This is a genomic window from Chitinophaga sp. SVR4-12A, assembly GCF_056754765.1.
In genome coordinates, this window is the sequence record NZ_JBPGWP010000001.1 from 3488933 (window position 1) to 3514822 (window position 25890).

The 25890-nt window shown below is 49.7% G+C and carries 22 protein-coding genes; 8 read left to right on the plus strand and 14 right to left on the minus strand.

The genetic code is table 11. The annotated features are described in order from the left end of the window. Positions 1-23 precede the first annotated feature (23 nt). Positions 24-1574, plus strand: coding sequence for a helicase HerA-like domain-containing protein (locus ACR9Y8_RS14230; RefSeq protein ID WP_481213905.1), 1551 nt, complete (start codon positions 24-26; stop codon positions 1572-1574). Between the two features lie 87 nt (positions 1575-1661). Further along, positions 1662-2708, plus strand: coding sequence for a Gfo/Idh/MocA family oxidoreductase (locus ACR9Y8_RS14235; protein ID WP_481213906.1), 1047 nt, complete (start codon positions 1662-1664; stop codon positions 2706-2708). Between the two features lie 11 nt (positions 2709-2719). Here ACR9Y8_RS14235 and ACR9Y8_RS14240 read toward each other — a convergent pair whose 3' ends face one another. Together ACR9Y8_RS14240 and ACR9Y8_RS14245 are read right to left on the minus strand one after the other, a co-directional pair. Then, the gene (locus ACR9Y8_RS14240; protein WP_481213907.1) at positions 2720-4624 is read right to left on the minus strand and encodes a RecQ family ATP-dependent DNA helicase; all 1905 of its coding nucleotides are present in this window, start codon (positions 4622-4624) and stop codon (positions 2720-2722) included. Between the two features lie 13 nt (positions 4625-4637). Next, positions 4638-6743 carry a heavy metal translocating P-type ATPase gene (locus ACR9Y8_RS14245; protein WP_481213908.1) on the minus strand — a complete coding sequence of 702 codons (2106 nt, stop codon included), beginning with the start codon at positions 6741-6743 and terminating at the stop codon, positions 4638-4640. A gap of 210 nt (positions 6744-6953) precedes the next feature. Here ACR9Y8_RS14245 and tsaE point away from each other — a divergent pair, with 210 nt between their 5' ends. Both tsaE and ACR9Y8_RS14255 read left to right on the plus strand, forming a co-directional pair. Beyond that, positions 6954-7379 (plus strand): tRNA (adenosine(37)-N6)-threonylcarbamoyltransferase complex ATPase subunit type 1 TsaE, encoded by a 426-nt coding sequence (gene tsaE, locus ACR9Y8_RS14250; RefSeq protein ID WP_481213909.1) that lies wholly within the window; start codon positions 6954-6956, stop codon positions 7377-7379. A gap of 171 nt (positions 7380-7550) precedes the next feature. Next, positions 7551-8717: an alanine dehydrogenase gene (locus ACR9Y8_RS14255; RefSeq protein ID WP_481213910.1), complete on the plus strand. Its 1167-nt coding sequence runs from the start codon at positions 7551-7553 to the stop codon at positions 8715-8717. 84 nt (positions 8718-8801) lie between these two features. On the opposite strand, the gene ACR9Y8_RS14260 is transcribed toward ACR9Y8_RS14255, so the two are convergent. From ACR9Y8_RS14260 to ACR9Y8_RS14275, 4 genes are all read right to left on the minus strand, one after another. Further along, complete coding sequence (locus ACR9Y8_RS14260; protein ID WP_481213911.1) at positions 8802-10037, minus strand: hypothetical protein; 1236 nt, start codon at positions 10035-10037, stop codon at positions 8802-8804. Between the two features lie 140 nt (positions 10038-10177). Next, entirely contained in the window at positions 10178-10978 is an 801-nt protein-coding gene (locus ACR9Y8_RS14265; protein ID WP_481213912.1) for an undecaprenyl-diphosphate phosphatase, read from the minus strand. 22 nt (positions 10979-11000) lie between these two features. Next, positions 11001-11264 (minus strand): DUF3098 domain-containing protein, encoded by a 264-nt coding sequence (locus ACR9Y8_RS14270; protein WP_481213913.1) that lies wholly within the window; start codon positions 11262-11264, stop codon positions 11001-11003. 38 nt (positions 11265-11302) lie between these two features. Next, positions 11303-12175: a cell division protein FtsX gene (locus ACR9Y8_RS14275; RefSeq protein WP_481213914.1), complete on the minus strand. Its 873-nt coding sequence runs from the start codon at positions 12173-12175 to the stop codon at positions 11303-11305. A gap of 82 nt (positions 12176-12257) precedes the next feature. Between ACR9Y8_RS14275 and leuS the strand changes: the two genes are divergently transcribed. Next, a complete protein-coding gene (gene leuS, locus ACR9Y8_RS14280) occupies positions 12258-15023 on the plus strand; it encodes a leucine--tRNA ligase (protein ID WP_481213915.1) in 2766 nt (921 codons plus the stop codon). Between the two features lie 64 nt (positions 15024-15087). Here leuS and ACR9Y8_RS14285 read toward each other — a convergent pair whose 3' ends face one another. From ACR9Y8_RS14285 to ACR9Y8_RS14295, 3 genes are all read right to left on the minus strand, one after another. Further along, positions 15088-15351 carry a hypothetical protein gene (locus tag ACR9Y8_RS14285; protein WP_481213916.1) on the minus strand — a complete coding sequence of 88 codons (264 nt, stop codon included), beginning with the start codon at positions 15349-15351 and terminating at the stop codon, positions 15088-15090. Between the two features lie 262 nt (positions 15352-15613). Then, complete coding sequence (locus ACR9Y8_RS14290) at positions 15614-17038, minus strand: radical SAM protein (protein WP_481213917.1); 1425 nt, start codon at positions 17036-17038, stop codon at positions 15614-15616. Then, positions 17031-17789, minus strand: coding sequence for a prolipoprotein diacylglyceryl transferase (locus ACR9Y8_RS14295; RefSeq protein WP_481216227.1), 759 nt, complete (start codon positions 17787-17789; stop codon positions 17031-17033). Before ACR9Y8_RS14295 ends, ACR9Y8_RS14290 begins: the two co-directional genes overlap by 8 nt. Positions 17790-17970: 181 nt before the next feature. On the opposite strand from ACR9Y8_RS14295, the gene ACR9Y8_RS14300 reads away from it, so the two are divergent. Further along, positions 17971-18822 carry an endonuclease/exonuclease/phosphatase family protein gene (locus ACR9Y8_RS14300; protein WP_481213918.1) on the plus strand — a complete coding sequence of 284 codons (852 nt, stop codon included), beginning with the start codon at positions 17971-17973 and terminating at the stop codon, positions 18820-18822. A gap of 105 nt (positions 18823-18927) precedes the next feature. On the opposite strand, the gene ACR9Y8_RS14305 is transcribed toward ACR9Y8_RS14300, so the two are convergent. After that, positions 18928-19689 carry a hypothetical protein gene (locus ACR9Y8_RS14305; RefSeq protein ID WP_481213919.1) on the minus strand — a complete coding sequence of 254 codons (762 nt, stop codon included), beginning with the start codon at positions 19687-19689 and terminating at the stop codon, positions 18928-18930. A 123-nt stretch (positions 19690-19812) separates the two neighbouring features. Beyond that, complete coding sequence (locus ACR9Y8_RS14310; protein ID WP_481213920.1) at positions 19813-21123, minus strand: M28 family peptidase; 1311 nt, start codon at positions 21121-21123, stop codon at positions 19813-19815. Between the two features lie 151 nt (positions 21124-21274). On the opposite strand from ACR9Y8_RS14310, the gene ruvB reads away from it, so the two are divergent. Next, positions 21275-22303: a Holliday junction branch migration DNA helicase RuvB gene (gene ruvB, locus ACR9Y8_RS14315; RefSeq protein ID WP_481213921.1), complete on the plus strand. Its 1029-nt coding sequence runs from the start codon at positions 21275-21277 to the stop codon at positions 22301-22303. 75 nt (positions 22304-22378) lie between these two features. On the opposite strand, the gene ACR9Y8_RS14320 is transcribed toward ruvB, so the two are convergent. The 3 genes from ACR9Y8_RS14320 to ACR9Y8_RS14330 all read right to left on the minus strand — a co-directional run bounded on the left by ACR9Y8_RS14320 (position 22379) and on the right by ACR9Y8_RS14330 (position 25094). Then, positions 22379-23080 (minus strand): response regulator transcription factor, encoded by a 702-nt coding sequence (locus ACR9Y8_RS14320; protein ID WP_481213922.1) that lies wholly within the window; start codon positions 23078-23080, stop codon positions 22379-22381. A 173-nt stretch (positions 23081-23253) separates the two neighbouring features. Further along, positions 23254-24051 (minus strand): DUF3108 domain-containing protein, encoded by a 798-nt coding sequence (locus ACR9Y8_RS14325; RefSeq protein WP_481213923.1) that lies wholly within the window; start codon positions 24049-24051, stop codon positions 23254-23256. A gap of 8 nt (positions 24052-24059) precedes the next feature. Then, positions 24060-25094: a lysylphosphatidylglycerol synthase domain-containing protein gene (locus ACR9Y8_RS14330; protein ID WP_481213924.1), complete on the minus strand. Its 1035-nt coding sequence runs from the start codon at positions 25092-25094 to the stop codon at positions 24060-24062. Between ACR9Y8_RS14330 and ruvC the strand changes: the two genes are divergently transcribed. Then, entirely contained in the window at positions 25082-25642 is a 561-nt protein-coding gene (gene ruvC / locus ACR9Y8_RS14335; RefSeq protein ID WP_481213925.1) for a crossover junction endodeoxyribonuclease RuvC, read from the plus strand. The two genes, ACR9Y8_RS14330 and ruvC, sit on opposite strands and share 13 nt — an antisense overlap. Positions 25643-25890 lie beyond the last annotated feature (248 nt).

Here is a 25890-nt window from a genome sequence, read left to right on the forward strand (position 1 = left end):
ATCTTCAGGAAAAATTTCACACCATGGCAAATCAAGCAGCCTTCCTGGAAACCATTAAGAACGGGTACACCTTCAAGGGCGAACATTTCAAACTGGGTTGCGCTATACTCGATGGTGCAGTAGTACCAGGCGCAGATATATCCCTGCCCCTGAAAACACTGAACAGGCATGGTCTTATTGCCGGCGCCACGGGTACCGGTAAAACCAAGACCCTGCAGGTAATAGCCGAAGGACTGAGCGATGCCAGCGTGCCTGTATTGCTGATGGATATCAAGGGAGACCTGAGCGGGATTGCCGCTGCAGGGGCCAGCAATGATAAAATAAAAGAACGTTACCAGAAGATAGGCGGCGAATGGTCGCCGGCAGCCTATCCCACCGAACTGCTGTCGCTCAGCAAGGAAAAAGGATGCCGCCTGCGCGCTACTGTCAGCGAGTTCGGACCGGTGCTGCTATCTAAGATCCTGGAGCTGAATGATACCCAAGCCGGGCTCGTATCCATGATCTTCAAATACTGCGACGATCATAAACTCCCCCTGCTGGACCTCAAAGATTTCAAAAAGGTATTACAATTCGCCACCGCAGAAGGCAAGGCGGAGCTGGAAAAAGAATACGGTAAAATATCTTCTACGTCTGCTGGCACGGTGCTGCGCAAAGTAATAGAACTGGAACAACAGGGCGCTGATCTCTTCTTCGGAGAAAAATCTTTCGAGGTAGACGACCTGCTGCGCATCAGCGACGACGGCCGGGGCATGATCTCCATTGTACGCGTGGCTGATATACAGGACAGACCTAAACTGTTCTCCACCTTCATGCTGTCGCTACTGGCAGAACTCTACGCCACCCTGCCCGAAGAAGGCGACCTGGACAAACCCAAGCTGGTGATGTTTATTGACGAAGCGCACCTCATCTTCCAGGAAGCCAGCGATGCACTGCTGCAACAGATAGAGACCATCATCAAACTGATACGCTCCAAAGGCGTAGGTATTTTCTTCTGTACGCAGAACCCCATGGACGTACCGCCTTCCGTACTCGGACAGCTGGGCCTGAAAGTACAGCATGCCCTGCGGGCCTTTACTGCCAACGACCGTAAGTCTATTAAACAAACTGCCGAGAACTATCCCTTATCGGACTTCTATAAAACAGATGAGCTGCTTACCCAGATAGGCATTGGCGAAGCGCTGATCACCTGTCTGAATGAAAAGGGCACGCCTACCCCGCTGGCTGCTACCATGCTGGTATCTCCCCGTTCCAGGATGGATATCCTGACAGATACGGAAATGAGTGAGATCTTAAGCCAGTCTAAACTGGCGAAGAAATACAACCAGGAGATCGATAATGAAAGCGCTTATGAGATACTGACCGCCAAGCTGGAAGAAGCGGCTGAAAAAGGTGAAGAACAGGCGCCGGCTAAAAAAGGCAGACAGAAAGAAGAAAAGAGCGTACTGGAAAGCGTACTGGACAGCCCCGTAGCAAGGCAGGTAGGACGCACTGCAGCCAGTATGATCACACGCAGCCTGTTAGGTGCACTGGGATTGGGCGGTAAGAGCAGGAAGAGCAGCAGCAGCTGGTTTTAATACCTTGCATTTACGGCATTGCCGCTCTATCTTACAGCACTAAATTTAAAAGTCAATTCGGACAACACCAGTAATCACTTAACTGATATGGAAAAGATCATTAAAACAGGCGTATGCTCTTACGGCATGTCAGGCACGATATTCCACGTTCCTTTTATTCATGTACACCCGGGCTTTGAATTCACCGCCGTAGTGGAAAGAAGCAAGAACCTTGCAAAACAGCAACATCCCAACGTTAAAGTATACAGGAGCCTGGAAGAGATGCTGCAGGACAGCTCCCTGGACCTTATTGTAGTGAACACACCCAACTATACCCACTACGATTACGCCAAAGCTGCACTGGAAGCAGGTAAAAACGTGATCGTAGAAAAGCCCTTCACCGTGCACAGCGCAGAAGGTGAAGAGCTGATCGCACTGGCAAAAAAGAAAGGGCTGTTCCTGAGTGTTTACCAGAACAGGCGCTATGACAGTGATTTCAGGATCAGCAGGGAAGTAGTGCAATCAGGCGTGCTGGGTGATATACTGGAAGCTGAGATCCATTATGACCGTTTCAAGGAAGAGCTGAGCTATAAGAAACATAAAGAAGTAGCTAACCCGGGTACCGGCTCCCTGTACGACCTGGGCTCACATATCATTGACCAGGCGCTCCTGCTCTTCGGTATGCCGAAAAGCCTGTGGGCCGATATCCGCATCATACGGAAAGACTCTCTTGTAGATGATTATTTTGAGCTGGTGCTTTTCTATGAGCAGCTGCGTGTAAGGGTTAAGTGCAACTACCTGGTAAGAGAGCCGCTGGCCTCCTACCAGTTCCATGGCCGCACAGGATCTTTCATCAAAACAAAATCCGATATACAGGAAGCCCAGCTGCAAAAGGGATTGCTGCCCGGCACGCTCGACTGGGGTGTTGAAGGCCCGCATGAATGGGGACTGCTGCATACAGAAAAAGACGGTAAAGTGCTGAAACAGTTCCTGCCTTCTCCCAAGGGTAACTATATGGATTACTACCAGGGCGTGTACGATGCACTAGTGAATGGCGCACAGCCGCCGGTACAGCCTGAAGATGGCGTACGGATCGTAAAGATCATTGAAGCAGCGTTCAAAAGCAGTAAAGAAAGAAAAGTGGTGGACCTTTAAGGGCGGGCAGTCTATGAGCTCATTCTTAAGATGCCGTCTTTATCACGGATGATCTTTTCTTCGGAAACGAGGAATTGCAGTACATCCATCAGGCGGTCCTCCGGGATATCAGGCAGTTGCTGCAGCAGCGAAGAAAGCGATATTGGCTGCTGCAGCTGCTGTATCACCCTACCGGCTATATGATCTACCGCGGTATTATCAAGCGGCCGCGTTTTATTCTTTACACATACATCGCAGATACCGCAGGCCGTATCATTCTTTTCTCCAAAGTAAGCTACCAATGTTTGTGTACGGCAGCGGCCAGTGTTACGGATGTAGCGGAACATGGCATTCAGCCGGGTAATATAAGCCTGCTTTCTTTCTTCCACCCTCGCCATATTGATCCGCAGGTTTCCTGCCTGCAGTCTTTCCTGCAGAAAACATAATTGCGGTTCATCTCTTTTAGGCCGGTAACGGATGATACCCTGCTGGTGCAGTTGCCAGAGCTTTTCCACCACCTGCGTTTCTGTTTGCCGTAATATGCGGCATAGCTGCTTTTCGAAGATGCGCACCTCATTATCAAAGATGCCTTCATAGTTGCGCAGCAATGCTTTTATCAGCGGTTCCAGGGCCGGCTGTGCATCCTCCACTGCATATAATGTTTCTTTATTTGTGATGAACATCGCCCGCGAAGGCAGGTATACGCTCTCACTCAGCTGCAGCATGCCTTCCTGTTCCAGTATGCGGATGGCGCTGTAAGTAACCGTGATATTCAGCTTGAACTGCTTTACAAATTCATTAATGTCGAAATTGAAATAAAGCCCTTCTGCACTGCCTACGGGTAGCTGCAGATAGTTCACAATGCATTGGTATACCTGCTTTATTTCGGGCAGGGAAGGGAATTGCAGGGGAATCCGGTCTTCCATATCGGCGAGCTCCTGTTCATCGTACAACAGTACTGCATACGCCTTTTGCTCATCACGACCCGCGCGGCCGGCTTCCTGGTAATAGGCTTCCAGGCTATCCGGCACGTCGTTGTGGATCACCACCCGCACATCAGGTTTATCTATGCCCATACCAAATGCGTTGGTACAAACGATCACACGGACCTCGTTCTTTATCCAGGCTTCCTGCCGCGCTGTACGTTCTGCAGGTGATAATCCTGCATGATAGTAATCTGCTGAAATACCCAGCAAACGCAGTCTCTCTGCCAGTTGCCGGGTGCGTATGCGATTGCGGCAATATACAATGGCGGAGCCTGGCACACGGTCAAGTATATGTTTGATCTTGTCCAGGCGGTTCTCTTCTTCCTGCACACTATAGGAGAGATTAGCGCGGGCGAAGCTTTTGGCAAACACCTGATGCTGCTGAATTTCCAGCTTTGCGCAGATGTCCTCCTGCACCAATGGAGTAGCCGTAGCCGTTAGTGCCAGTACCGGTACTTTGGGAAATAACTGGCGGATGGTGGCTATCTGTAAATAAGCCGGACGAAAATCATAGCCCCATTGAGAGATACAGTGAGCTTCGTCCACGGCCAGCAGGTTCACGGGCATGCCATCGCAATAGTCCAGGAAACGGCGGCTTTGTAATCTTTCAGGTGATACGTAGAGAAATTTATAGTGACCGCGGCGGGCATTTTCCAGGAGCTGTTCCACTTCGCGGGTGGTCAAGCCGGCGTAAATGGCTACTGCTTTAATGCCGCGCTTTTCCAGGTTATCGACCTGGTCGCGCATCAGGGCGATGAGCGGCGTAATAACCAGGCATACTCCTTCTTTCATCATAGCAGGCACCTGGAAGCAGATAGATTTTCCGCCGCCGGTAGGCATTAATGCCAGCGTATCGCTGCCCGCCAGTATGGCTTTGATAATATCCTCCTGTAAGGGGCGGAATTGGGAGTGCCCCCAGTATTGGCGCAGTATGGAGCCTGGATCAGTCAAACTTATTTTTCCGCTAAATTACCCGTTTATATCTTAACCGCACGGAGTTAACAGCCAGCACCACATCAGACACCGCCATGATACCAGCGCCGGTGATGGGGCTCAATACGCCCAGTGCCGCCACCGGCAGGGCTACCACGTTATAGATAAAGGCCCAGAAAAGGTTCTGCTTAATAGTCAGGTAAGTATGTTTGCCAAGGCCCATGGCCAGCGGTAAGGTGGCCAGGCTGTTATTGAGCAGCACTACGTTGGCGCTCTGCATGGCCACATGGGTAGCATCGCTGAGGGATACGCCGATCGTGGCTTTGGCCAGTGCGGGCGCATCGTTGATCCCGTCGCCTACCATGGCTACCGGCGCTTTTTGCATGAGCGCATCTATTTGCTGCAGTTTCTGTTCGGGTGTTTGTTCTGCGTAAACTTCTTCGATGCCTACTTCCTGTGCCAGGGCTTTGCATTTACGCAGCGTATCGCCGCTTAAGAGCACAGGCGTGATGCCGGCTTGTTTTAGTACGGCTACCGCTTTGGCGGCATCCGGACGCAGCTCGTCTGTAAAGTCGATCCAGCCGGCCAGTTTACCGTTGCGCAGCAGGTAAATATTGTGGCTGTCATCTGTAGTGGCATCTTTGACCATCATGTAGGAACCCAGCTGCCACTGGTTACCTTCTTTATCCTGGGCCTGCATGCCCCTGCCCTTGTACTCACGTACCTGCTGCAGGATCACTTCGCCATTTCCTTTCCATTGGGCTGTAACGGACCTGGCTATAGGATGGGAGGAATATTTCTCCAGGCTGTAGACGATCGCCTTAAAATCGGCCTCCTGCATATCAAAGCACTGGAAATTTCCCATCTGCAGCTTGCCCGTGGTGAGGGTACCTGTTTTATCAAATACTACGTAGCGAATGTTGCGGAATGCCTCCAGCGTTTGCGCGCCTTTGATCAGGATACCATTGCGGGCCGCACGGCCGAGCCCTACCATGACGGCCGCTGGCGTTGCGAGCCCCATAGCGCAGGGACAGGCGATCACCAGTACGGCTATACTGCGCATCATGGCGTTGCCGGCTGTATCGTGGCCAATGAGCCACCAACCCAGGAAGGTTAGGATCGCAATACCCAGCACCGCCGGTACAAAAATGGCGCTGATGCGGTCTGCCAGTCTTTGCATGGGTGGCTTGCTGCCCTGCGCCTGCTTTACCAGCTCTATGATGTAAGACAGCACTGTGTCTTTACCGGTAGCGGTCACAAACATTTTCAGCGTGCCTTCTTCCAGTATGGTGCCGCCGATTACTTTATCTTTCTCTTTTCTTGTAACGGGCGTGCTTTCGCCGGTGATCATGGATTCGTTGATAGTGCCGCCGCCCCAGTAGATAGTGCCGTCCATCGGGATCTTGTCGCCGGTGTTCACCAGTACTTTGTCGCCGGTGCGAAGGGTCTGGTTATCCACTTCGTGAATATGTTCGTGCCCGTGATCATCGTTGATCAGGCGGGCGGTTGTGACCTGCATTTTAGCCAGGGCGGTGATAGCGGTGGTGGTTTGCTTAACAGACTTTTCTTCCAGCAAATTGCCCAGGAATACCAGGGTGATGATGGCCGCAGTTGTTTCGTAGAACATATAATCAGGGCCCAGGTGCTGCAAGGTGCCTATCAGGCTGTAAACGTAAGCGGCTGTGGCGCCCAGGGTGATCAACACATCCATATTGGTCATACGGTTTACCAGGGAACGCCATGCGCTGCGGCCAAAATGCCATAGCCCGATAGCATAAACGGGGGTGGCGAGCATCAGCTGTACGTAGGGGTTATGCAACCAGGGCCATTTTACCCACATATGCAGCAGCAGCGGCGCCGTAAAAACCGCGCATACCAGGAATTTGAAGTACAGGCTTTGAAAGAAGGCCCCTTTAGGCGCTTCCTCATTGGGCAGCACTACCTGGTATCCCAGCTCATTGATGCCTTTCAGCACTTCATTAGAGTTGGCAACGCCTGCGGGCAGGGTAAAACTCAGCTCTTCCGTGGCAAAGCTTACCTGCACATCCTGCATGCCTTTGTTCTCCAGGTATTTGGATACCGTAAGCGCGCAGCTGGTACAATTCATCCCTTTTACCTTGCAACTGATCGTTTCCATGTTATTCGATTAATGGTCATCAAACCGCTCCCGACAAAATTAGAAAAGGGGGGTGTTCGGCGATAAAATATTAATGCAACGGAAAGGCAAATTTAACGGACAAACAGGTGGATGTGTTGAAATGTCAATGTATTGAGGCGGAAGGCATTATTAATGCAACGGGATTGCTAATTTGACGGATAAATGACCAGGGAAACATTAATTTTGGTTATGGAATGGACATTTACCGAAGCGGAGCTGGCCAAGACGGCCCGTGCTTTCTGGGCACATTTCAACGGAGAGCGGGTTTTCACCCTGGAAGGGCAGATGGGAGCAGGCAAAACCACCTTTATCAAGGCGCTTTGTGCAGCCAGGGGGGTGGAGGATGCCACTGCCAGTCCCACATTCGCTATCATCAATCAATATGTTTATCACAACGGGGAAGGCCGGCCGCATACGATCTACCACCTTGACCTTTACCGCCTGCGGGATGAAGAGGAGGCGATAACGGCGGGGATAGAGGATACCCTGTATCAGCCCGATGCCATTTGCTTTGTGGAATGGCCGGGGATCATCAGCCGCCTGCTGCCGCCTGATACGGTGAACCTGCACCTGGAAGTGCTGCCGGATCAGCAACGGCGGTTAAGCACCCTATAGAAACGTGTGACAACATGTATTGAATTACAGCCGTTTGTAAATTGTGGGGCTGGAATCTCAATCTTTAAATACCTTATCTTTGAATAAGACGTAATTTCACAGAACAATTTTGACACGAATATGGAGCAAAGGCAAAAACCTGTTGTGAGTGCTGGCTTTACTTATTCACCAATGGAGGAAACGTTGGATATTCCACAGAAAAATTCCCGTTTATTCATTGGCATCCCAAAAGAAACCTCTTTCCAGGAAAACCGGATTGCCTTAACGCCCGACGCAGTAAGCATTCTGGCGACCAACGGGCACCATATTGTGGTGGAGCATAAAGCCGGCGACGGGTCGCACTTCTACGACACAGACTATTCGGAGGCAGGGGCCGAAATTGTTTACGACAAAAAAGAAGTTTACAAGGCGGAGATCATCGTAAAATCCGCTCCCTTGAACGACGAGGAGATCGAGCTGCTGCACCCGCACCAGATCGTGATATCCCCTATCCACCTGGCCGCACTGAAGGCACAACAGGTGGAGAAGATGATGGATAAACGTATTACCCTTCTTTCTTTTGAGAACCTGAAAGATGACGCAGGCACCTACCCTATTGTAAGGGCCATGAGTGAAATAGCCGGCGGCGCGGTCATGCTGATTGCCGGCCAGTATCTCGGCAATGGCAACAAAGGCAAGGGCATCCTGCTGGGCGGCGTTACAGGCATCCCTCCCACCAAGGTGGTGATCATTGGCGCGGGCATCGTAGGCGAGTTTGCCGCCCGTACAGCGCTGGCCCTGGGCTCTTCTGTAAAAGTATTTGACAATAACATCTATAAGCTGAAACGCCTGCAGAACAACATTGGCGTGCGGATATTCTCTTCCGTTATACAACCCAAGGCGCTGGCAGAACAGCTGCGGAATGCCGATGTAGCGGTAGGCGCGCTCTCTTCCCAAAGCGGCCGTACCCCCATTGTGGTTACAGAATCTATGGTGAGCAATATGAAAGCCGGCTCTGTGATCGTAGATGTAAGTATAGACCGCGGCGGGTGCTTTGAGACCTCAGAGATCACCACCCATGAAAACCCGGTATTCAAAAAATACGATGTAGTGCATTACTGCGTGCCCAATATCCCCTCGGGCTTTGCTCGCACTGCATCTGAGGCGATCAGCAACGTACTGATGCCTTTACTGATGGAAGCTGCTGACGATGGCGGCTTTGAAAACCTGGTATGGATCAAACGCGGTGTACGTAATGGTATTTACCTGTATAAAGGCGCCCTGACCAATTATCACCTGAGCGAGAAATTTAAGCTGAAGTATACAGACCTGGAACTGCTGCTGGCAGTGAAAGGCTAAAGAATATTCTAAGCATAAAGGGTTTAAAAGTTTGAGTGTTCATGAAACTTATCAAACTTTTAAACCCTTTGTTTTTTAATGCTATTAAAACGCAAATCTCACAATTCCCTGCAGGGAGCGAACGCCTGTGCCCAGGCTTATATAGGGAGAAAAGCCGTTGCTCCACGCATAGCGCGCTTCTAATTGGACCCTGCTGTATTGTACACCGATACCTGCGAGGAAAGTGGTTTCGTGCTTACGCGGCCCCTCTATTGCCTCCACCGCATCTTCCTTACGGTCCGTACGGTATCTTTCATTTTTGCTTTCACTGATCATGATGCCGTTGCCCCAGCCCACATTGGCAAAAGGTTTTACGGTTCCCTTAGGGTACAGGTAACGAAAGAGAACATTCAGCTGGGCATAGGAGAATTTCAGGCTCACCCGCTCCTGCCAGGACTCCAGGATATTCCAGTTACCAAATGAGCCGGCAGCATCTTCCGTTTTATAGAAAGCCTCAGCGCTGAACCAGTATTGATGGCGGTTGCGGCTCACGGGAATATCGATGAACAATCCTGCTAAAGGCGTTGTACTGTTCTTATAGGTGCCTGTAGCCAGGTAATGACTGCCGCTAAAGCTAAAGCTGTTAAAACCAGCACCGGCCAATAGCCCCCACCTGACACCTGATTTTTCTTTCGCCTTTGCCACAATCTTTTCGGAGGGGTTGCTGCACCGTTGATAATCCATAAAGAGATTACGCAGCGCATTTTCTGAGTACCGCACGTACGGGGCCTTATCGGCAACTGCGGGGCAGCCGGCAAAAAGAAGGCTCAGCTGCTCCTGGTAATGGTTGAAGGTGACGATAGCATTAGTGCCATCAGGCGCTCTGTTCTTGATCAACCGCAGCTCTTTGGCTGCTTGTCCGGCGCCATCATATATAAAATGCTGCTGATCGTTCTTATCGGTGAATAAGTACAGATTGTAAACGCCTTTTACAATATTCAAAAGGAACACCGTATCATTCTTAATTACTCTCTCGCTTGTTGCCAGCAGGTTATCGATCGTTTGAACCGTTACATCCAGTTCTACCTGCCGGCTGAGGTACAGTTCATCTTCAGACAGGACCAGGAAACCGGCTATTTCAGCCGCTTTAAAACGCTGCTCCCTGGCCTGCAGATCCTGTTTAAAGGAGATCTGTTCAGGATTGACACGCCAATTGCGGTAATCTATAAAGCCCCGGAGAGAGTCGTTTTGCTGGCTGATAACGATGGCAGGAACATAGTTCTTTTGTGCACGGGCAACAATGGAACTAAGGACTAGCAGGTACAGGAAGATTTGTTTCATATAGGTATAAGTAAGTTGGAGGTTTGACGTTTGAAGTTTGAGGTTGGTTGGAGGTTGGAAGTTAGATTAGCATACCCTGGCTAAGGTAACCGCCTGAGACATCTAACCTTTAACTAACCTCAAACTTCAAACCTCAAACATTAAACGTTTAATTTGTATCCCATAGCAATCGCCACCAGGATAACAATGCCTACAACAATGCGGTAATAACCCCACATTCTGAAGCCGTATTTCTTTAATGAATCGATGAAAAATTTGATGGCCAGGATGGCTACGATGAAGGCTACCACGTTTCCAATCAGCAGCAGCTTCAGGTTTTCGGGGTAAGCGGTGAGCAGTTCTCTTTCTTTCAGCAGCTTATAACCGGTGGCGGCGGCCATGGTAGGCACGGCCAGGAAGAAGGAAAATTCAGCCGCTACGTTGCGGGTCAGCTTTTGCTGCATACCGCCAATGATAGAGGCTGCACTGCGGCTTACGCCCGGTACCATGGCGATACATTGCCAGAAACCAATGCGCAGGGCCTTGAAAACGTCTATTTTCTCATCTGTATCTACCTGGGGGCTCAGGAACCAGTTATCTACAAAGAGCAGTATAATACCGCCCAGCAGCAGGGTGATGCCTACTACCAGCGGGCTTTCCAGCATGGCGTCTATCTTGTCGCCAAAGAGGTAGCCCACGATCAGGGCAGGTATAACGGCTATGATCAATTTGAGATAGAAATTCAGCCGGTTCTTGTCGAACACCAGGAACTTTTTCCAGTAAAGTACTACTACGGCCAGGATAGCGCCCAGCTGTATGCACACTTCGAACAATTTGGTGAACTCATCTTTGCTGATTCCCAGCAAGGCGCTGGTGATGATCATATGCCCGGTGGATGAGACCGGCAAAAATTCAGTCAGCCCCTCTACGATGGCTATGACAATAGCTTCAAATATGGTCATTACTAAAAGATATGGAAGATGGTCAGGCTTTCGGTTTCCGCATGATGGCAAATACTTCAATGAGCAGGCCCAGCACAATTACAATGGGTGCCAGGGTGATCCTGCGGAAGCTGTATACTTCGTCGGGCTTGAAGTTGTTGGGGTCTCCGCTGGCGCCTCCCAGCATCAGGAGAAAGCCTATTACGATCACTGCCAGCCCGGCCAGCATGATCTTAAAGTTATCTTTTGCAAACAGCGGACGGCTATCTGTAATTACTTTTTCTGCAGGTTTAGTTTCTTTGACCATACTAGATTAAATTTCTTATCAGTTTAGAAATGATGGTTTTAATAGAGATCGTCCAGCTTCAATTTCAGATATTTCATCACAGAGCGGTGCGTGCTCACCAGGGAGATACAGATGCCGATGATGATCATTCCGAGGAACAGCACAGTGATCATGAAATAATCACGCAGGCCGCTTAGCTCGGGGAGCCACTGATCGGCAAAATAGATCAGGCCTATCAGTCCGGCAATAGCTATAACAGCGCTGAGCGCCCCATTAATGATACTACGTATATCAAAGGGCTTGGCAATGAACCAGCGGGTGGCGCCTACCATTTGCATGGTCTTTATCAGGAAACGGTTGCTGAACATGGCCAGGCGGATAGTGTTATCGATCAGCACGATCACGATGATCGCCAGGAGGCCGCTGATGGCCAGCATGACAAAGCCTATTTTCCGCACATTATCGTTCAGCTTGTCTACCAGCAGGCGCTGATACGAGATCTCGCGTACCACGCTCTGGCGGGTCAGGTTATCTTCTATAATACGTAAACTGTCTGCATTCACATAGCCGGCATTTGCCTTAATATTGATGCTGGCATATAAGGGATTGTATTGCAGCAGGTTAATAAAGTCTTCGCCAAACTCCTTTTTAAACCGGGCGGCGGCCATATCTTTGGATACGTACTCGATGGACTTTACGTAGGGCTTTTGTGCAATAGAATCACGGAGGGCGGTGGCCTGGTCTTCTTTCACATTGTCGCGCAGGATCACCTGGATCTCAATGCTTTCCTTAAAATAGGCACTCAGCCGGTTGGCATGGATAATAATGAGGCCCAGGGTGCCCAGCAGGAACAATACCAGTGCTACGCCGATGATTGAGTATAAATATGATGGTTTTGATCTCTTTGCTGATGATTTTCCCGGTTGCGCCATTAACCTAGAGTTTATCGGCGAAAATAATAAAAATTGGCAGTTATGTTTAATTTTGCCAATCCTAACGGATTTTTTTAACAAAATGGAATACAATTACAGAGATATAGAAAAAAAATGGCAGGAGCACTGGAAGCAGACCAATGCTTACCGGGTTAGTAATGACAGCGCTAAGCCAAAGTGCTATGTATTGGACATGTTCCCCTACCCCTCCGGCGCAGGTTTGCATGTGGGCCACCCGCTGGGTTACATCGCATCCGACATCTATGCCCGTTACAAGCGGCTGAAAGGATTCAACGTACTGCACCCCATGGGATATGATGCTTTTGGCCTGCCGGCCGAACAGTATGCGCTGGAAACAGGGCAGCATCCCGCCATTACCACCGAGCAGAATATCAAAGCTTTCCGCAAGCAGCTGAACAATATCGGCTTCAGTTTTGACTGGGAAAGAGAATTCCGTACATCGGACCCGTCCTATTATAAATGGACCCAATGGATCTTCCTGCAGCTGTTTGACAGCTGGTATAACCGCCAGTCGCAGAAGGCCGAGCGCATTGCCGTACTGACCGCCCTGTTTGAAAAAGAAGGCAACCAGGCACATGAATGTCCCGGCGACCGGTCCATCCAGTTCAACGCTGCCGAATGGAAAAGCTTTGACGAGACCCGCCAGCGGGAAATTTTAATGCACTACCGCCTGGGCTACCTGGCCTTTGCAGAAGTGAACTGGTGCCCCGCATTAGGCACAGTACTGGCCAACGACGAGGTAGTGAACGGTGTGAGCGAGCGTGGCGGCTACCCCGTTATCAAGAAAAAGATGCGGCAGTGGTTCCTGCGCATTACGGAATATGCCAACCGCCTGCTGGAAGGACTGGAGCGTGTAGACTACAGCGAAGCCCTGAAAGAGATGCAGCGCAACTGGATCGGTAAGAGCCAGGGCGCCGAGATCACCTTCCAGATACAGAATTCCACCCTGCCCCTGACAGTGTATACCACCCGCCCGGATACCATCTTCGGGGTGGATTTCATGGTGGTGGCGCCCGAGCATGAGCTGGTAAACAAGATCACCACGGCGGAGCAGAAGGCAGAGATAGAGAAATACCTGGACTATGTACAAAGCCGTTCAGAGCGGGAACGCCTGGCAGAGGTGAAACAGATCACCGGCTGCTTTACCGGCGCCTATGCCCTGAACCCCTTTAACGGAACGCCTATTCCCATCTGGATCTCAGAATATGTGCTGGCCGGCTACGGTACCGGCGCCATTATGGCCGTGCCCTGTGGCGACCAGCGTGATTTCCTGTTTGCCCGCCACTTTGATATTCACATTACGAATATTATTGGCGATGCCTTTAACGGACAGGAAGCCAACCCTACCAAGGACGCCGTTCTCCAGAACAGCGACTTCTTGAACGGGATGCAAATGAGGGATGCTATGGACCTGGTAGCCCGGAAGGTAGAAGAGATGGGCATTGGCAAACGCCAGATCAACTACAAAATGCGGGACGCTGGTTTTAGCCGCCAGCGCTACTGGGGCGAGCCCTTCCCTATCGTGTATAAAAATGATATGGCCTATGCGGTGGATGAAAAGGAGCTGCCTGTAGAGCTGCCCCACGTAGAGAACTACAAACCCGGTGAAGAAGGTGAAGGCCCGCTGGCCAACGTCAGCGACTGGGTGAACATCGCGCCCGGGGTACGCCGCGAAACCAATACCATGCCCGGCTACGCAGGTAGCAGCTGGTACTTCCTCCGCTATATGGACCCGCATAATGACCAGGCTTTTGCAGACCGCAGGGTGACTGATTACTGGAACCAGGTGGATGTATATGTAGGCGGTACCGAACATGCCGTAGGCCACCTGCTGTACTCCCGTATGTGGACGAAAGCTTTATACGACCTGGGTTATATCAGCTTTGACGAGCCTTACAGAAAGATCATCAACCAGGGTATGATAGGCGGCAGCTCCCGCCTGGTATACCGTGTGCGTGGTACCAATACATTTGTTTCCTTTGGTTTGAAAGGCCAGTACGAAACCGATGAACTGCATGTGGATGTAAATATTGTGGACGGCACTGAGCTGGACACTGCTGCTTTCCGCCAGTGGAGGACTGAATATAAAGATGCAGAGTTCATCCTGGAAGATGGCAAATACATCTGCGGCACCCTGCTGGAGAAAATGAGTAAACGCTCCTACAACACCGTAGACCCCTCTGACATCGTAGAGAAATACGGCGCAGACACCTTCCGCATGTATGAAATGTTCCTTGGCCCGGTAGAGCAATCCAAGCCCTGGGAAACCAAAGGCATTGAAGGCGTACACCGCTTCCTGAAAAAACTGTGGCGCCTGTATGCAGATGAGCAGAAAGGGTTGATCGTAAAAGATGCACCTGCTACTCCTGAAGAGCTGAAAGTGCTGCACAAGACCATACAGAAAATAGACAACGATACCAGCAACTTCTCTTATAACACTGCAGTAAGCCAGTTCATGATATGTGTGAACGAGCTGGCCTCGCTGAAATGTAACAAGCGCAGCATACTGGAGCCATTGCTGATATTACTGACGCCTTTTGCGCCGCATGTCAGCGAAGAGCTGTGGCATCTGTTAGGTAATACTACCAGCATCCTGGATGCAGCTTATCCTGTGTTTGAAGAGCAATATGTTAAGGAAAGCGCTTTCAACTATCCGGTGGCCATCAACGGTAAAACCCGTACGGAAATGGGCTTTGCATTAGATGCGGATAACAGCGCTATTGAGCAGGAAGTATTGGCCAACGAAGTAGTGCAGAAATGGATGGAAGGAAAACCGCTGAAGAAGATGGTGATTGTGAAAGGCAGGATGATCAATATAGTAGTCTAAAAAGAAACGATAAAAAACAGAAAGGGTGTTATACCGGAGCGGTGTAACACCCTTTCTTATTGTATCAATGGAAGTTCATACTACTAAGCATAATGGAGCATACAGAGAAGCCCACCAGAAATATAATACCCCCGGATATCAACAGCACCTGGCCTAATTTTTTTCGGCTTGTAAATAACAGTATGATGCCCGCTATCAGGTAACCAAAAGGCACCAGCAGGGCCAGCACGCCAACCAAAATTACGCCATCGGGCACGGCCAGGAACAGCAGCATGACACCCAGCGGGATGCTAATAGCGATCAGTACTTTTTTAAACGTTTCATTCATAATTCGCCGATTTACGTATTAATGAAGGAACATGGAAATAACAATACCGGCAGAAAACCCTATCGCTAAGATAACACATACCGACAATAACAACATCTGTCCGAAATGCCTTTGTTTCGTAAACAACAAAACAAGCCCTGCCAATACATAAAAGAACAGGATGATTATCATAAGCACAATGCCCTTGGGTATATATTCCTGTCCGCAAAGGCATATGATCAGAAACAGGAAAAGAGGGGGCAATGTAAAGTGCGGCAAGTTCTTAAGATTCTCCTTCATAGGTAATTGTTCTCGGCGCATAACCAGGCACCAGGTTACGAAGATACGCTTCTTTCTCATCCCGGTAAAACAGGTTCATTGTTTCAAAAGGTATAATGCGCCCGTCTTTATGAACAATATGCACACAGGATTTCTTGATCGACCTCACATCAAAATCATAGGCATCAATAAAGCGCATGATAATAACCCGGAACAGGTTGTTATAGCTAAGCCCAGGCGCCTGGATCTGCGGCAGGCAGCATAACAGCGACTGCATATCATTCACAGCTGCGTCTGTAGATATACCGGTGCTGAAGATCTTCAGCACGTGCTGATGCAGCGCCTCGTCCTGTTCATAAACAATAGTATTCTTACTATTGTTCAGCAACACAGCCGGATCCACAAAACGGGTAAGCGGGAATATCTGTCCGCCGAGCTTCAGCGCATATCCCATCATCAGCGCATCCGGGTTACAGGGTACCGGTATCAGGTCGTGCTCATTGAAGATGGGCGACTGCGCCAGGATCTGCTGCCGTACTTCCGTGAGCGTGATACGATCGGTGGCAGGATTGAAACCTTCTGTTCTGCCTGCGATCTGTACCGGCTGAAAGGTAACTCCACGCACGCATCGCTGCTGCAAGGCATAATCAATGATGCGGCCTATTTCATCATCATTCAGGCCTTTCTGTAAAGTAACTACCAGGGTAGTGCTCAGGTCCAGCTCATTGAGATGCTCCAGCGCCTGCAGGCGGATATCCGTAAGGTCCTTGCCCCGCATTTGTTCCAGCACTTCCGGCTTGAAGGAATCGAATTGCAGGTAGACTTCAAAATCAGGCATGTAGGTAGCCAGCCGGGCAGCAAACTCCTTATCCTTGGCGATACGCACGCCATTGGTATTGAGCATAAGATGGCGGATAGGCTTCTTCTTGGCGATGTCCAGGATCTCAAAGAACTGCGGATGGATGGTAGGCTCTCCGCCGCTGATCTGTACCACATCAGGCCTGCCTTCGTTGGCCACGATGATATCCAGCATGCGCTCTATTTCTTCCAGCGTTCTGTGACGGCCATAGTGCGGGGACGACATAGCATAACAGGTAGGACAGGTAAGATTGCAACGGTCTGTTACTTCTATTACACTCAGGCAGCTGTGCTGCTCATGATCCAGGCAAAGACCGCAATCGTAAGGGCAGCCATAGTGTGTATGCGTATTGTTCCTGAGCGGGGCTTCTGAGGGCTTATTGTAATTGCGGCTATTCTTGTAATAGGCAATATCCGTAGCGATGAGCACCTTCTCGCGGCCGTGCTCGGGGCAATGCTTCAGCATGAATACCTTGCCGTCTTCAAAAATGATCTTGGCATCTACCCTGCGCAAACAAGCGCTGCAAAGGCTGATGGTAAAATCGTAATAGGTATAATCTTTTTCAGGCATACTGTTTCTTGATTAAACGGGATGGGGAAATAATGGTACGTATATAATAGAGCAAGCCTGCCAGGCAGGCCAGCTGTATGCTGCCGAGGCCCAGGGCGTAACGGGAACCGGGTTTTATAAAATCCAGCAGGAAGCGGAACAGCAGGTACGCTATCATAAACAACTGGAACCTGGCCCCGCTGATCAGCTCATATCGCCTACTGATGCGTGACAACAGCCACCATAACAACAAGAGGAAAATAATTTCGTACAGGCATACGGGGTGGCGTAGCAGTCCATCCCCCAGGTCCATGCCCCAGGCTGGCGTAGTAGGCACACCATAGGTCTCTTCGTATACGCCCATGCTGAAGCAGCCTATACGGCCGATGATCATGGCCAGTATCAGCGGATAGGTGAACAGATCGCCGGAGGACTGGGATTCACCTATCATGCGTTTCATGCTTTCCACACCTATCAGGCCGCCCAGCAGGCCGCCTACTATGGTTTTATTCTGGTAGATATAATGGAGAGGATGTTCGCTGTGCAGCAATGCCAGCGGGTTTTCCAGGGCGCCCAGCAAGCGGCTGCCCAATACTGCGCCGAATATAGCCCCGATGATCACCCACAGCCGGTTGTTATCAGGCAGCTTATCTCCCTGCCCTTTACGCAGGTAGAGGAAGTAACGGAAGCCCAGGAACATGCCCAGTGTTTCCATTACTGCATGGAGCGGAATAGATATAGAAAAGACCGATAGCGATACCGGAAAGCCCACAGACAAGTTGTTTATTGTTTTACCCACAAATCATGGGAGGGATAATTTTCGTAGGCAATAATACCGATTTCTTTGCTGAGATACGGCATCTGAACCGTTACCGCTCATAATAACTTAACAGCCGCTTGGTATAACTTAGCCACCGGCTTAGTATTTTTATGCGCTTAAACTAAAACCATTCATGAGAAAGACATGCTTATTGTACCTGTTGCTGCTGATGGGGACTGTAGCCGCAGCACAGACGCCATTAAACATTATGACTTTTAACATCCGGTACAACAACCCCGGAGACAGCCTGGATGCATGGCCTTACCGGAAGGATAAAGTGGCCAGCACCGTACTGTTTCATGAAGCCCAGCTGCTGGGCGTACAGGAGGCTTTGTACGAGCAGGTAACAGACCTGCAGGAACGCCTGCCGCAATACAAGCACATCGGCGTAGGGCGTGATGATCGCAAAACTCAGGGCGAATTCTCCGCTATCTTCTATGATACCACCCGTTTACAGCTACTGCAAAGCCAGACCTTCTGGCTATCCACCACGCCGGAAGTACCAGGCAGCAAGGGCTGGGATGCCGCCATCACCCGTATCGTTACCTGGGGAAAGTTCCGTGATAAAAAAACGAAACAGGTATTCTTCCATTTCAATACCCACTTTGATCACAGAGGTACGGTGGCAAGGAGAGAAAGCGCGCACCTCTTACTGAAGCAGGTAGCCGCTATTGCAGGTAAGACGCCCGCAATGATCACCGGCGACTTCAACGCAACGCCGACCGATGAGCCCATACGGGTGATCATGAACAACAGCGATCCGCTGCATTTAACAGACAGCAAAGCGGTAAGCAAGACACCGCATTTCGGTCCTGATGGCACCTTCAACGGTTTCAAAAATGCAGAGCGGGGAGATGAGCCTATTGATTATATTTTCCTGAAAGGTAATTTTTCGGTATTACAGCATGCCACGCTGTCAAATACCTGGAAAGGACGTTTTGCTTCAGACCATTTTGCGGTGTTCAGCAGGATCATGATAAAATAACAGCTGTTATCAGCTAAGCATAAAAAAAGCAGGAATAAGGTGCTGACCTGGCAAGTGGTTGTTACCCTTATTCCTGCTAACGGAAATCAGTAAATCTTTCACGGATTAGTCATCCCCACGGCGGTGATCACAGCTCATACCGTTCTCGAGGCCGTCTCTCACTTTCTTACCCCTGTCGTCATTAACGCTTATATTGATCACGAGGTGGCCGCCTTCCATTGTACCGGTAAAGTCGCCTACCTGGAGTTTGGCCATTACGAGTTTCAGATCAAGCTTCAGTTTACCCTTGAAGGTTAGAGAGGTGTCAGATACCACTACATTCTTCGCATCTGCTTTCATGGTAGCGGTACCGGAAAGGCGGATGGTGAAAGGAATATCCTTACCATCCCAGGTGATCTTCCCACTCATGATTGCTGCAGGTTTAGGCTCTTCGCCAGCTATTTTTACGTACACCTTTACATACTTGTACGTCCCCCTTGGAATGTCTATCATTCCAAGAAAACCAACGGCCTTCAATACGTCTACCAGCTTGTCTACCTTTGCACTAAATTCTACCTCGCTATCCCCCTTTTTAGCTGCAAATTTTAATTCCCGAACCCGTACCATTACTTCGGTCCAGGTAAAGTCAAAACTGGTAGTTTTGGCCATAGACGGGTTGTTGGTAATAGAAGCCAGCCGTTCGGCTCCTGTAGCGGCATCGCCACTGAGCCTTGAAGTAGGATTAACGGCTACCATTTCATAGCTGATCTTGCCCTCAGCTTGAGGATCCGGCTTTGTCCCGTCGGAATCTTGTTTCGAACAGGCGGAGAACATTACAACTGACATCATCGCCAGTGCTCCGCAAAGTTGGTGGAGTTTAGGTCGCATTTTGATATGGTTTAAAATGTGGAGATAGTGGAATTATCTTCCATGAAAATAACGCTTCTTTCTTGAAAAAAGTGCGGGCGCTGGTAAATTTAGACTAAATTAATATACGTTATCTCACGATTACTAGGGCTTTTTTGCAGAACCCGGTGCAAGGCTTTCCGGCTGAATTCGTGTAGGCGTGTCCTTACCATCCACGATAGACACGGCGCTTTTTGCAATAGCCGTGATCGTGTTAGTGATATTCTGAATATCAAGACTTTCTACCTCATCATTAACGGTATGGTACAGGCTATCTGTGTCGATCTGGTCAGTGGAAATGGTATGAGCGGGCACGCCTAAACGCGCAAGTGTAGCATTATCAGAACGGAAGAACAGCTGTTGTTCGGGATAGGGGTCAGGGTGAAAGCGGAATTCCGAGCCTTCCAGGTTACGCTGGAGGATCTCCCCGAAGTCAGACCTGTCAAAACCAGTGATAAAGGCGCTGTTCTTGCCGAATTTCGCCTCTTTACCGATCATCTCTATGTTGAACATGGCCACTACCTTTTCCGGTGCAAACTGCTGGGAGAAATAGCGTGCCCCATAGCTGCCCATCTCTTCGCCGGTAAAGGCGGCAAATACCAGGGTGCGGGCCGGATGGTGATTCTTATAGTAATAAGCCAGGGAGATCACTGCGGTGGTGCCGCTGGCGTCATCGTCAGCGCCGTTGGCGATGCTGTCCTGCCCTACCGGCGGTACGATGCCCAGGTGATCATAGTGGCCGGAGAAGATCACATATTCATCCGGTTTAGTGCTGCCGGGTATCATACCTACCACGTTAAAGAGGGGCAGCGGCGTTACCTGCTGGCGCACTTCGAGGTTTACGCTGCGTATGGCGGAGTCTGTGGGCTCCTGCAGTACCAGTACCAGGTTGGCGCTGTCTGCCATCAGGTTGCTGGATTGCAGGTATTGGCGGTACTGGCGGAATGCTTCGCTCTGTGCGGCATCTACCCATACAATGGTATTGCCTTTATGCTTGCGCAGCTCGCGGATGCGCTCATAGAAATTGTCGCCAGCCTTTACATGCTGTTCTGCCACCTGTCCTTCCTGGTTCCAGGTAAGCTGGCCGGCAGTACTTTGCACAATAACGTTATCGGGTATACGGGGCTCTTTGTTGATGGTGAGTTGTACGGATACCGGTTTAATACGGTACATATAAAAGGATTGCCGGAAGCCTTTGGCGTTCTGCCAGGGCTGTAGTCCTGCCTTCTGAAATTCCTGTTCTATAAAAGTGGCAGCTTTGTCTATGCCGGGCGAAAAAGTTTTGCGCCCCTGCATATCATCTGCTGCGAGGGTGGTGATAATACGTCTTACTTCCGAGCTGTCGATAGTGTCCTGGGCGTGTCCGGCAGTGCAAAAGGCCAGTAGCACTAAACCGGTGAGGCAAATCCTGTTCATAAGGTGATTTTTTAGCTGTTTGCTGTGGCTTCTAGCAGCTAGGGGCTAACTGCTAATAGCGATCTATTAATACACAAATAAACTAATATACAAATAAACAAGCAAACCCATAAGCCATTAATTACGTATTTTTGGGCACTTTCAGCAAAGTATGTCCAATCCGCATTTAAGACCAGATGAGAACCGCCTGAGCGCGGCGGAAAAAGAGTTTGAGAATAGTATACGTCCCCGGGAGATCATGGAATTTTCCGGGCAGGACCAGATCATCGAAAATCTGAAAATATTTATCAAGGCAGCCAAAATGCGGGGAGAGGCGCTGGATCATATCCTGTTCCACGGACCTCCCGGATTGGGCAAAACCACCTTATCACGTATTGTTGCCAACGAGCTGGGTGTGAACATCCGCGAAACATCCGGCCCGGTGATCGAAAAGCCGGGCGACCTGGCCGGCTTGCTGACCAACCTGGAAGATAAGGATGTGCTGTTCATTGACGAGATCCACCGGCTGAGCACCGTGGTGGAAGAATACCTGTACTCTGCCATGGAAGATTACAGGATCGATATCATGATAGACACCGGTCCCAGTGCCCGCTCCATACAGATCAACCTCCATCCCTTCACCCTGATAGGGGCCACTACCCGCAGCGGTTTGCTGACAGCCCCGCTGCTCTCCCGTTTCGGCATCAAATCAAGGCTGGAGTATTACACGGCTGCCACCCTGCAGAAGATCATCTGGAGAGCGGCCGGCCTGCTGCAAACAAAGATCACCTCTGACGCTGCCATGGAAATAGCACGGCGTTCCCGCGGTACGCCCCGTATTGCCAACGGCCTGCTGCGCCGGGTACGCGATTTTGCGCAGGTAGTAGGCAACGGCACCATTGACCTTGACATTGCCAAGTTCAGCCTGAAAGCCCTGAATGTAGATGAATACGGGCTGGACGAAATGGATAACCGCATCCTGAATGTGATCATTGAGAATTTCAAAGGCGGGCCGGTAGGCATTACCACCATTGCTACCGCAGTGGGCGAAGAAGCAGGTACGCTGGAAGAAGTGTATGAGCCTTTCCTGATCCAGGAAGGATTTATTAAACGTACACCAAGAGGAAGAGAGGTAACAGAGAAGGCATATGTACATTTGGGGAAGACGCCGAACCGGGGGACAGGAAACTTATTGTTCTAGCTGTTAGTCGCCAGCTCTTAGCTTTTAGCTGATGAAAGACAACCAGCTAAAAGCTAAAGGCCAACAGCTAATAGCTTATTCCTTCACTACCAGCCGGAAACCATTTCCGTGTATATTCACTATTTCGATATTTGGATCGTCTTTAAGATACTTGCGCAGCTTGGCAATGTACACATCCATGCTGCGGCCGTTAAAGTAGGTATCGCTGCCCCAGATCTTTTTAAGGGCCAGCTCACGGGGAAGCAGGTCGTTCTTGTGCTCGCAGAGCATGCGCAGCAGCTCATTCTCCTTGGGAGAAAGGGTGTGTGATGCACCGTCGTGGTTGAGGGTGCGCAGGCGGGCGTTGAACTCATAGCGGCCTATGGTGAACTCGTGCTGTTCTTCCTCCTTACTGTTGAGCTCCTGGTTGCGTTTCAGGATGGCCTTTATCTTCAGCAGCAGCAGCTCGCTGTCGAAAGGTTTTACGATGTAATCATCAGCGCCCAGCTTATATCCCTGGATAATGTCTTCCTTCATGGTCTTGGCAGAGAGGAAGAACAGGGGAATATCGGGGTCTACGTCGCGGATCTCTTCCGCCAGCTTAAAACCATCCATATTCGGCATCATAATATCCAGCAGGCACAGGTCAAATTTATCGCGCCTGAAAGCGGCCAGGGCCAGGATACCGTCACGGCAAAGCTCCACGTCATAGTCGTTCAGCTCCAGGTAATTCTTCAGTACCATACCGAGGTTGGTATCATCTTCTGCCAGCAATATTTTAGGTTTACGCTCTTCCATAGTACGTATGGGTTGATAATTTGAGCAAATATAAAATTTTATACCGCAAGGAAGTGTTAAAATGAGTCCATGGTCCATAGTCGATAGTCCATGGCATACCCGGTTATGCTAGTGCTTTGACTAATACAAGTGAGATAAGAATATGCTATGGACCATGGACTATGGACCATCGACTATTTCCTCTTGATCAATGAAGACAGGGGATGCCGCAGGTTCTTGTACTCCACCATATCCACCACCACGCTGCCTACGGAGATCTCGCTTTCAATACGGAGGGGTATTTTATTGGGGTCGTCGCTCACCCACACATCCATTTTCTCACCGCCTTTGAACATCGTGCCTTCAATCAGCAGGGGCTTGAAATGGATGGCCCTGAACTTACCGAACTTGGTGCTCACCTCTTCTTTGCCGATATAGCGGATGTAGATGCTGTACACTTTATCGTCTATGAACATGCTGAAGGAGATCTTATCATTCGGCTTGTACTTGTCGAAATTGATGTTGCGGGCATAATAAACGGAGCTGACCACATCCTGTATGCAATCGGGCACCTTGAAGGTACCGTTGGTGCTGGTAGCGGTATTATGCGGGTGGTCGAATGTAACGTTGTTGTATATAGTATGCCCGCCTTCACTTACGTTACGCACGAATTTAAGGGGTTTGAGGGTGGCGGTGTCTATGTAGCTTTCATACTTATCTCGCACTTTGAAGAACCAGTCGTAGGCGCGGTAGGTCTTGCCTTCGCCTATCAGGTGGTATACATCACGGCCATTCAGCTTTTCAGCAAGGCAGGTAAAGGTGGCCTCTCCTGCGCCGATGTATACGCCGGTAAGGCGATAATATACTTTCAGGGTCATGTTCTCACCGGCCTGGAAACTTCCATTGGTAATACCACAAAACTCGTTTTGGGCTTTAACGGGATAACTGCAGAGTAAACCTACAACTAAACTTATGAGTATAAAACACCTCATCGATGGATCTATTTATCCTTAAAAATCTTAACTCCAAGCAGCAGTATACTCCCAAGTATTGCAGGTAAAAGGAGGTTGATTAACCAGATACCTACTGTGGCGGCTATAATTGCTGCGGTATTGTTGCTCAACAGGCCGAGGAAGTACAGGCTTACTTTTCCTCTCAATCCCAATTCTACTACGGCTATCGTTGGCACCAGGGCCATTACCAGGTAGATCACGGCGTTCATCAGAAAAGCTTGCCACCACAGCATTTCCACACCGAACATATCAAGCAAAATCAAATACTGTGCCGAGAAGACCACATACCGGCAGGCGGAAAGGAGCAGGAGGTACTGCAATTCTGCATTTGTATAGCGGGTTATGATCTGTACAAACACCTTTGCTTTCCTTAGGGCTGGGATCCTTTCAAATATTGCTACAATGATCTGTAGCCGAAAATATAATAATATAGTCAAGGCGCCAATAAGGACCAGGAGCCCCAGTAAAATTTTTTCCCAGAAGTTGGGGGCGAAATAGCTGTTAGCCTTTACCAGTGGGAAGTTATTGATGTAGAACACCAGGCCTGTTAACCCAAAGATAATAGTGATAATGAGCTGGCTGAGGCTTCCTACCACGGTAGCTGCGATGGATTTAAGCTTGTTCTGGTTACTGAGATACAGCATACGCCCTCCGTACTCGCCTATACGGTTAGGGGTATTGATCGATAATGACACCCCGGAGAGGATAGCGCTGAAGGCCCTCAGAAAGGATACTTCTTCAAGCGACCTGACAAGGAGCTGCCATTTACGGGCTTCCAGCCCCCAGTTGAAGAGCATGAGGATCAGCACGAGCGCCAGGGCTACTCCACCCTTCTGTTCAAGGGTGAAAGACATCTGTTTCAGAGAAGCTGAAAGGTCCGGCTGATGTTTTACCTGGTCGTAGATAGAATAGGCCAGCCAGCTAAAAAGGCCTGCGCCTAACAGGTAATTGAGAATTATTTTGGTACTTTTGTTCAGACATTCAAGATTTTGGCAAAAATAAACTCCGGTTGAAGAAGTCAAAAATAATTCTTGGGATTGACCCGGGAACGTTGGTAATGGGGTATGGCCTTATACAGGCGGAAGGCAAAAAAGCCAGTCTTATAAAAATGGATGTGCTTAAACTATCCAGTCATAAGGACCACTATGAAAGGCTACAACTGATCCACACCTGTGTAAATGAGCTGATCCAGCTGTACAAACCTGACTGCTGTGCTATTGAGGCGCCATTCTTTGGCAAGAACGTGCAAAGTATGCTTAAACTGGGCCGCGCCCAGGGAGTCGCCATTGCAACGGCCATGCAGGCCGGGCTTACTGTTGCAGAATATTCTCCCAAAAAGGTTAAACAATCCATCACCGGTAATGGTAATTCAGATAAGGAGCAGGTCTGGCAAATGCTGCAGCGTATCCTGGTATTCTCAGAACGGCCTGAGTTCCTGGACGCCACGGATGCCCTGGCAGTAGCTGTTTGTCACTTTTTCCAGGAGAGCAGCCCCCTGGCAGGCCTGGCAAAGGCAAAAGGATGGGAACAGTTCTTGCAGCAGAATCCGGATAGAGTCGTTAGCCGATAGTTGTCAGTTGACAGTTACCAGTTGACAGTCAGGGCCTATCTCACTGACAACTAGCAACTAAGAACTGACAACTGAAACACCCGGTCCCGTCAAAAGGTTATTTCTAAAATTCAGAAATTGTATTTACTTTGACTAGAAATCTGGTAACTCCATGACAAAGGCCCGGGACAGCGCCATAACAATCAATAATTACCATTAATGCGACTATGGTAACATATGTGACATTTTATATTAATCAGCATCACTGC

Excerpts from the sequence above, each read along its gene's own strand:
- ACR9Y8_RS14230 (WP_481213905.1), top strand. The coding sequence starts at position 24 with ATGGCAAATCAAGCAGCCTTCCTGGAAACCATTAAGAACGGGTACACC.
- ACR9Y8_RS14235 (WP_481213906.1), top strand. The coding sequence starts at position 1,662 with ATGGAAAAGATCATTAAAACAGGCGTATGCTCTTACGGCATGTCAGGC.
- ACR9Y8_RS14245 (WP_481213908.1), bottom strand. The coding sequence starts at position 6,743 with ATGGAAACGATCAGTTGCAAGGTAAAAGGGATGAATTGTACCAGCTGC.
- tsaE (WP_481213909.1), top strand. The coding sequence starts at position 6,954 with ATGGAATGGACATTTACCGAAGCGGAGCTGGCCAAGACGGCCCGTGCT.
- ACR9Y8_RS14255 (WP_481213910.1), top strand. The coding sequence starts at position 7,551 with ATGGAGGAAACGTTGGATATTCCACAGAAAAATTCCCGTTTATTCATT.
- ACR9Y8_RS14260 (WP_481213911.1), bottom strand. The coding sequence starts at position 10,037 with ATGAAACAAATCTTCCTGTACCTGCTAGTCCTTAGTTCCATTGTTGCC.
- ACR9Y8_RS14265 (WP_481213912.1), bottom strand. The coding sequence starts at position 10,978 with ATGACCATATTTGAAGCTATTGTCATAGCCATCGTAGAGGGGCTGACT.
- ACR9Y8_RS14270 (WP_481213913.1), bottom strand. The coding sequence starts at position 11,264 with ATGGTCAAAGAAACTAAACCTGCAGAAAAAGTAATTACAGATAGCCGT.
- ACR9Y8_RS14275 (WP_481213914.1), bottom strand. The coding sequence starts at position 12,175 with ATGGCGCAACCGGGAAAATCATCAGCAAAGAGATCAAAACCATCATAT.
- leuS (WP_481213915.1), top strand. The coding sequence starts at position 12,258 with ATGGAATACAATTACAGAGATATAGAAAAAAAATGGCAGGAGCACTGG.
- ACR9Y8_RS14285 (WP_481213916.1), bottom strand. The coding sequence starts at position 15,351 with ATGAATGAAACGTTTAAAAAAGTACTGATCGCTATTAGCATCCCGCTG.
- ACR9Y8_RS14290 (WP_481213917.1), bottom strand. The coding sequence starts at position 17,038 with ATGCCTGAAAAAGATTATACCTATTACGATTTTACCATCAGCCTTTGC.
- ACR9Y8_RS14300 (WP_481213918.1), top strand. The coding sequence starts at position 17,971 with ATGAGAAAGACATGCTTATTGTACCTGTTGCTGCTGATGGGGACTGTA.
- ACR9Y8_RS14305 (WP_481213919.1), bottom strand. The coding sequence starts at position 19,689 with ATGCGACCTAAACTCCACCAACTTTGCGGAGCACTGGCGATGATGTCA.
- ACR9Y8_RS14310 (WP_481213920.1), bottom strand. The coding sequence starts at position 21,123 with ATGAACAGGATTTGCCTCACCGGTTTAGTGCTACTGGCCTTTTGCACT.
- ruvB (WP_481213921.1), top strand. The coding sequence starts at position 21,275 with ATGTCCAATCCGCATTTAAGACCAGATGAGAACCGCCTGAGCGCGGCG.
- ACR9Y8_RS14320 (WP_481213922.1), bottom strand. The coding sequence starts at position 23,080 with ATGGAAGAGCGTAAACCTAAAATATTGCTGGCAGAAGATGATACCAAC.
- ACR9Y8_RS14325 (WP_481213923.1), bottom strand. The coding sequence starts at position 24,051 with ATGAGGTGTTTTATACTCATAAGTTTAGTTGTAGGTTTACTCTGCAGT.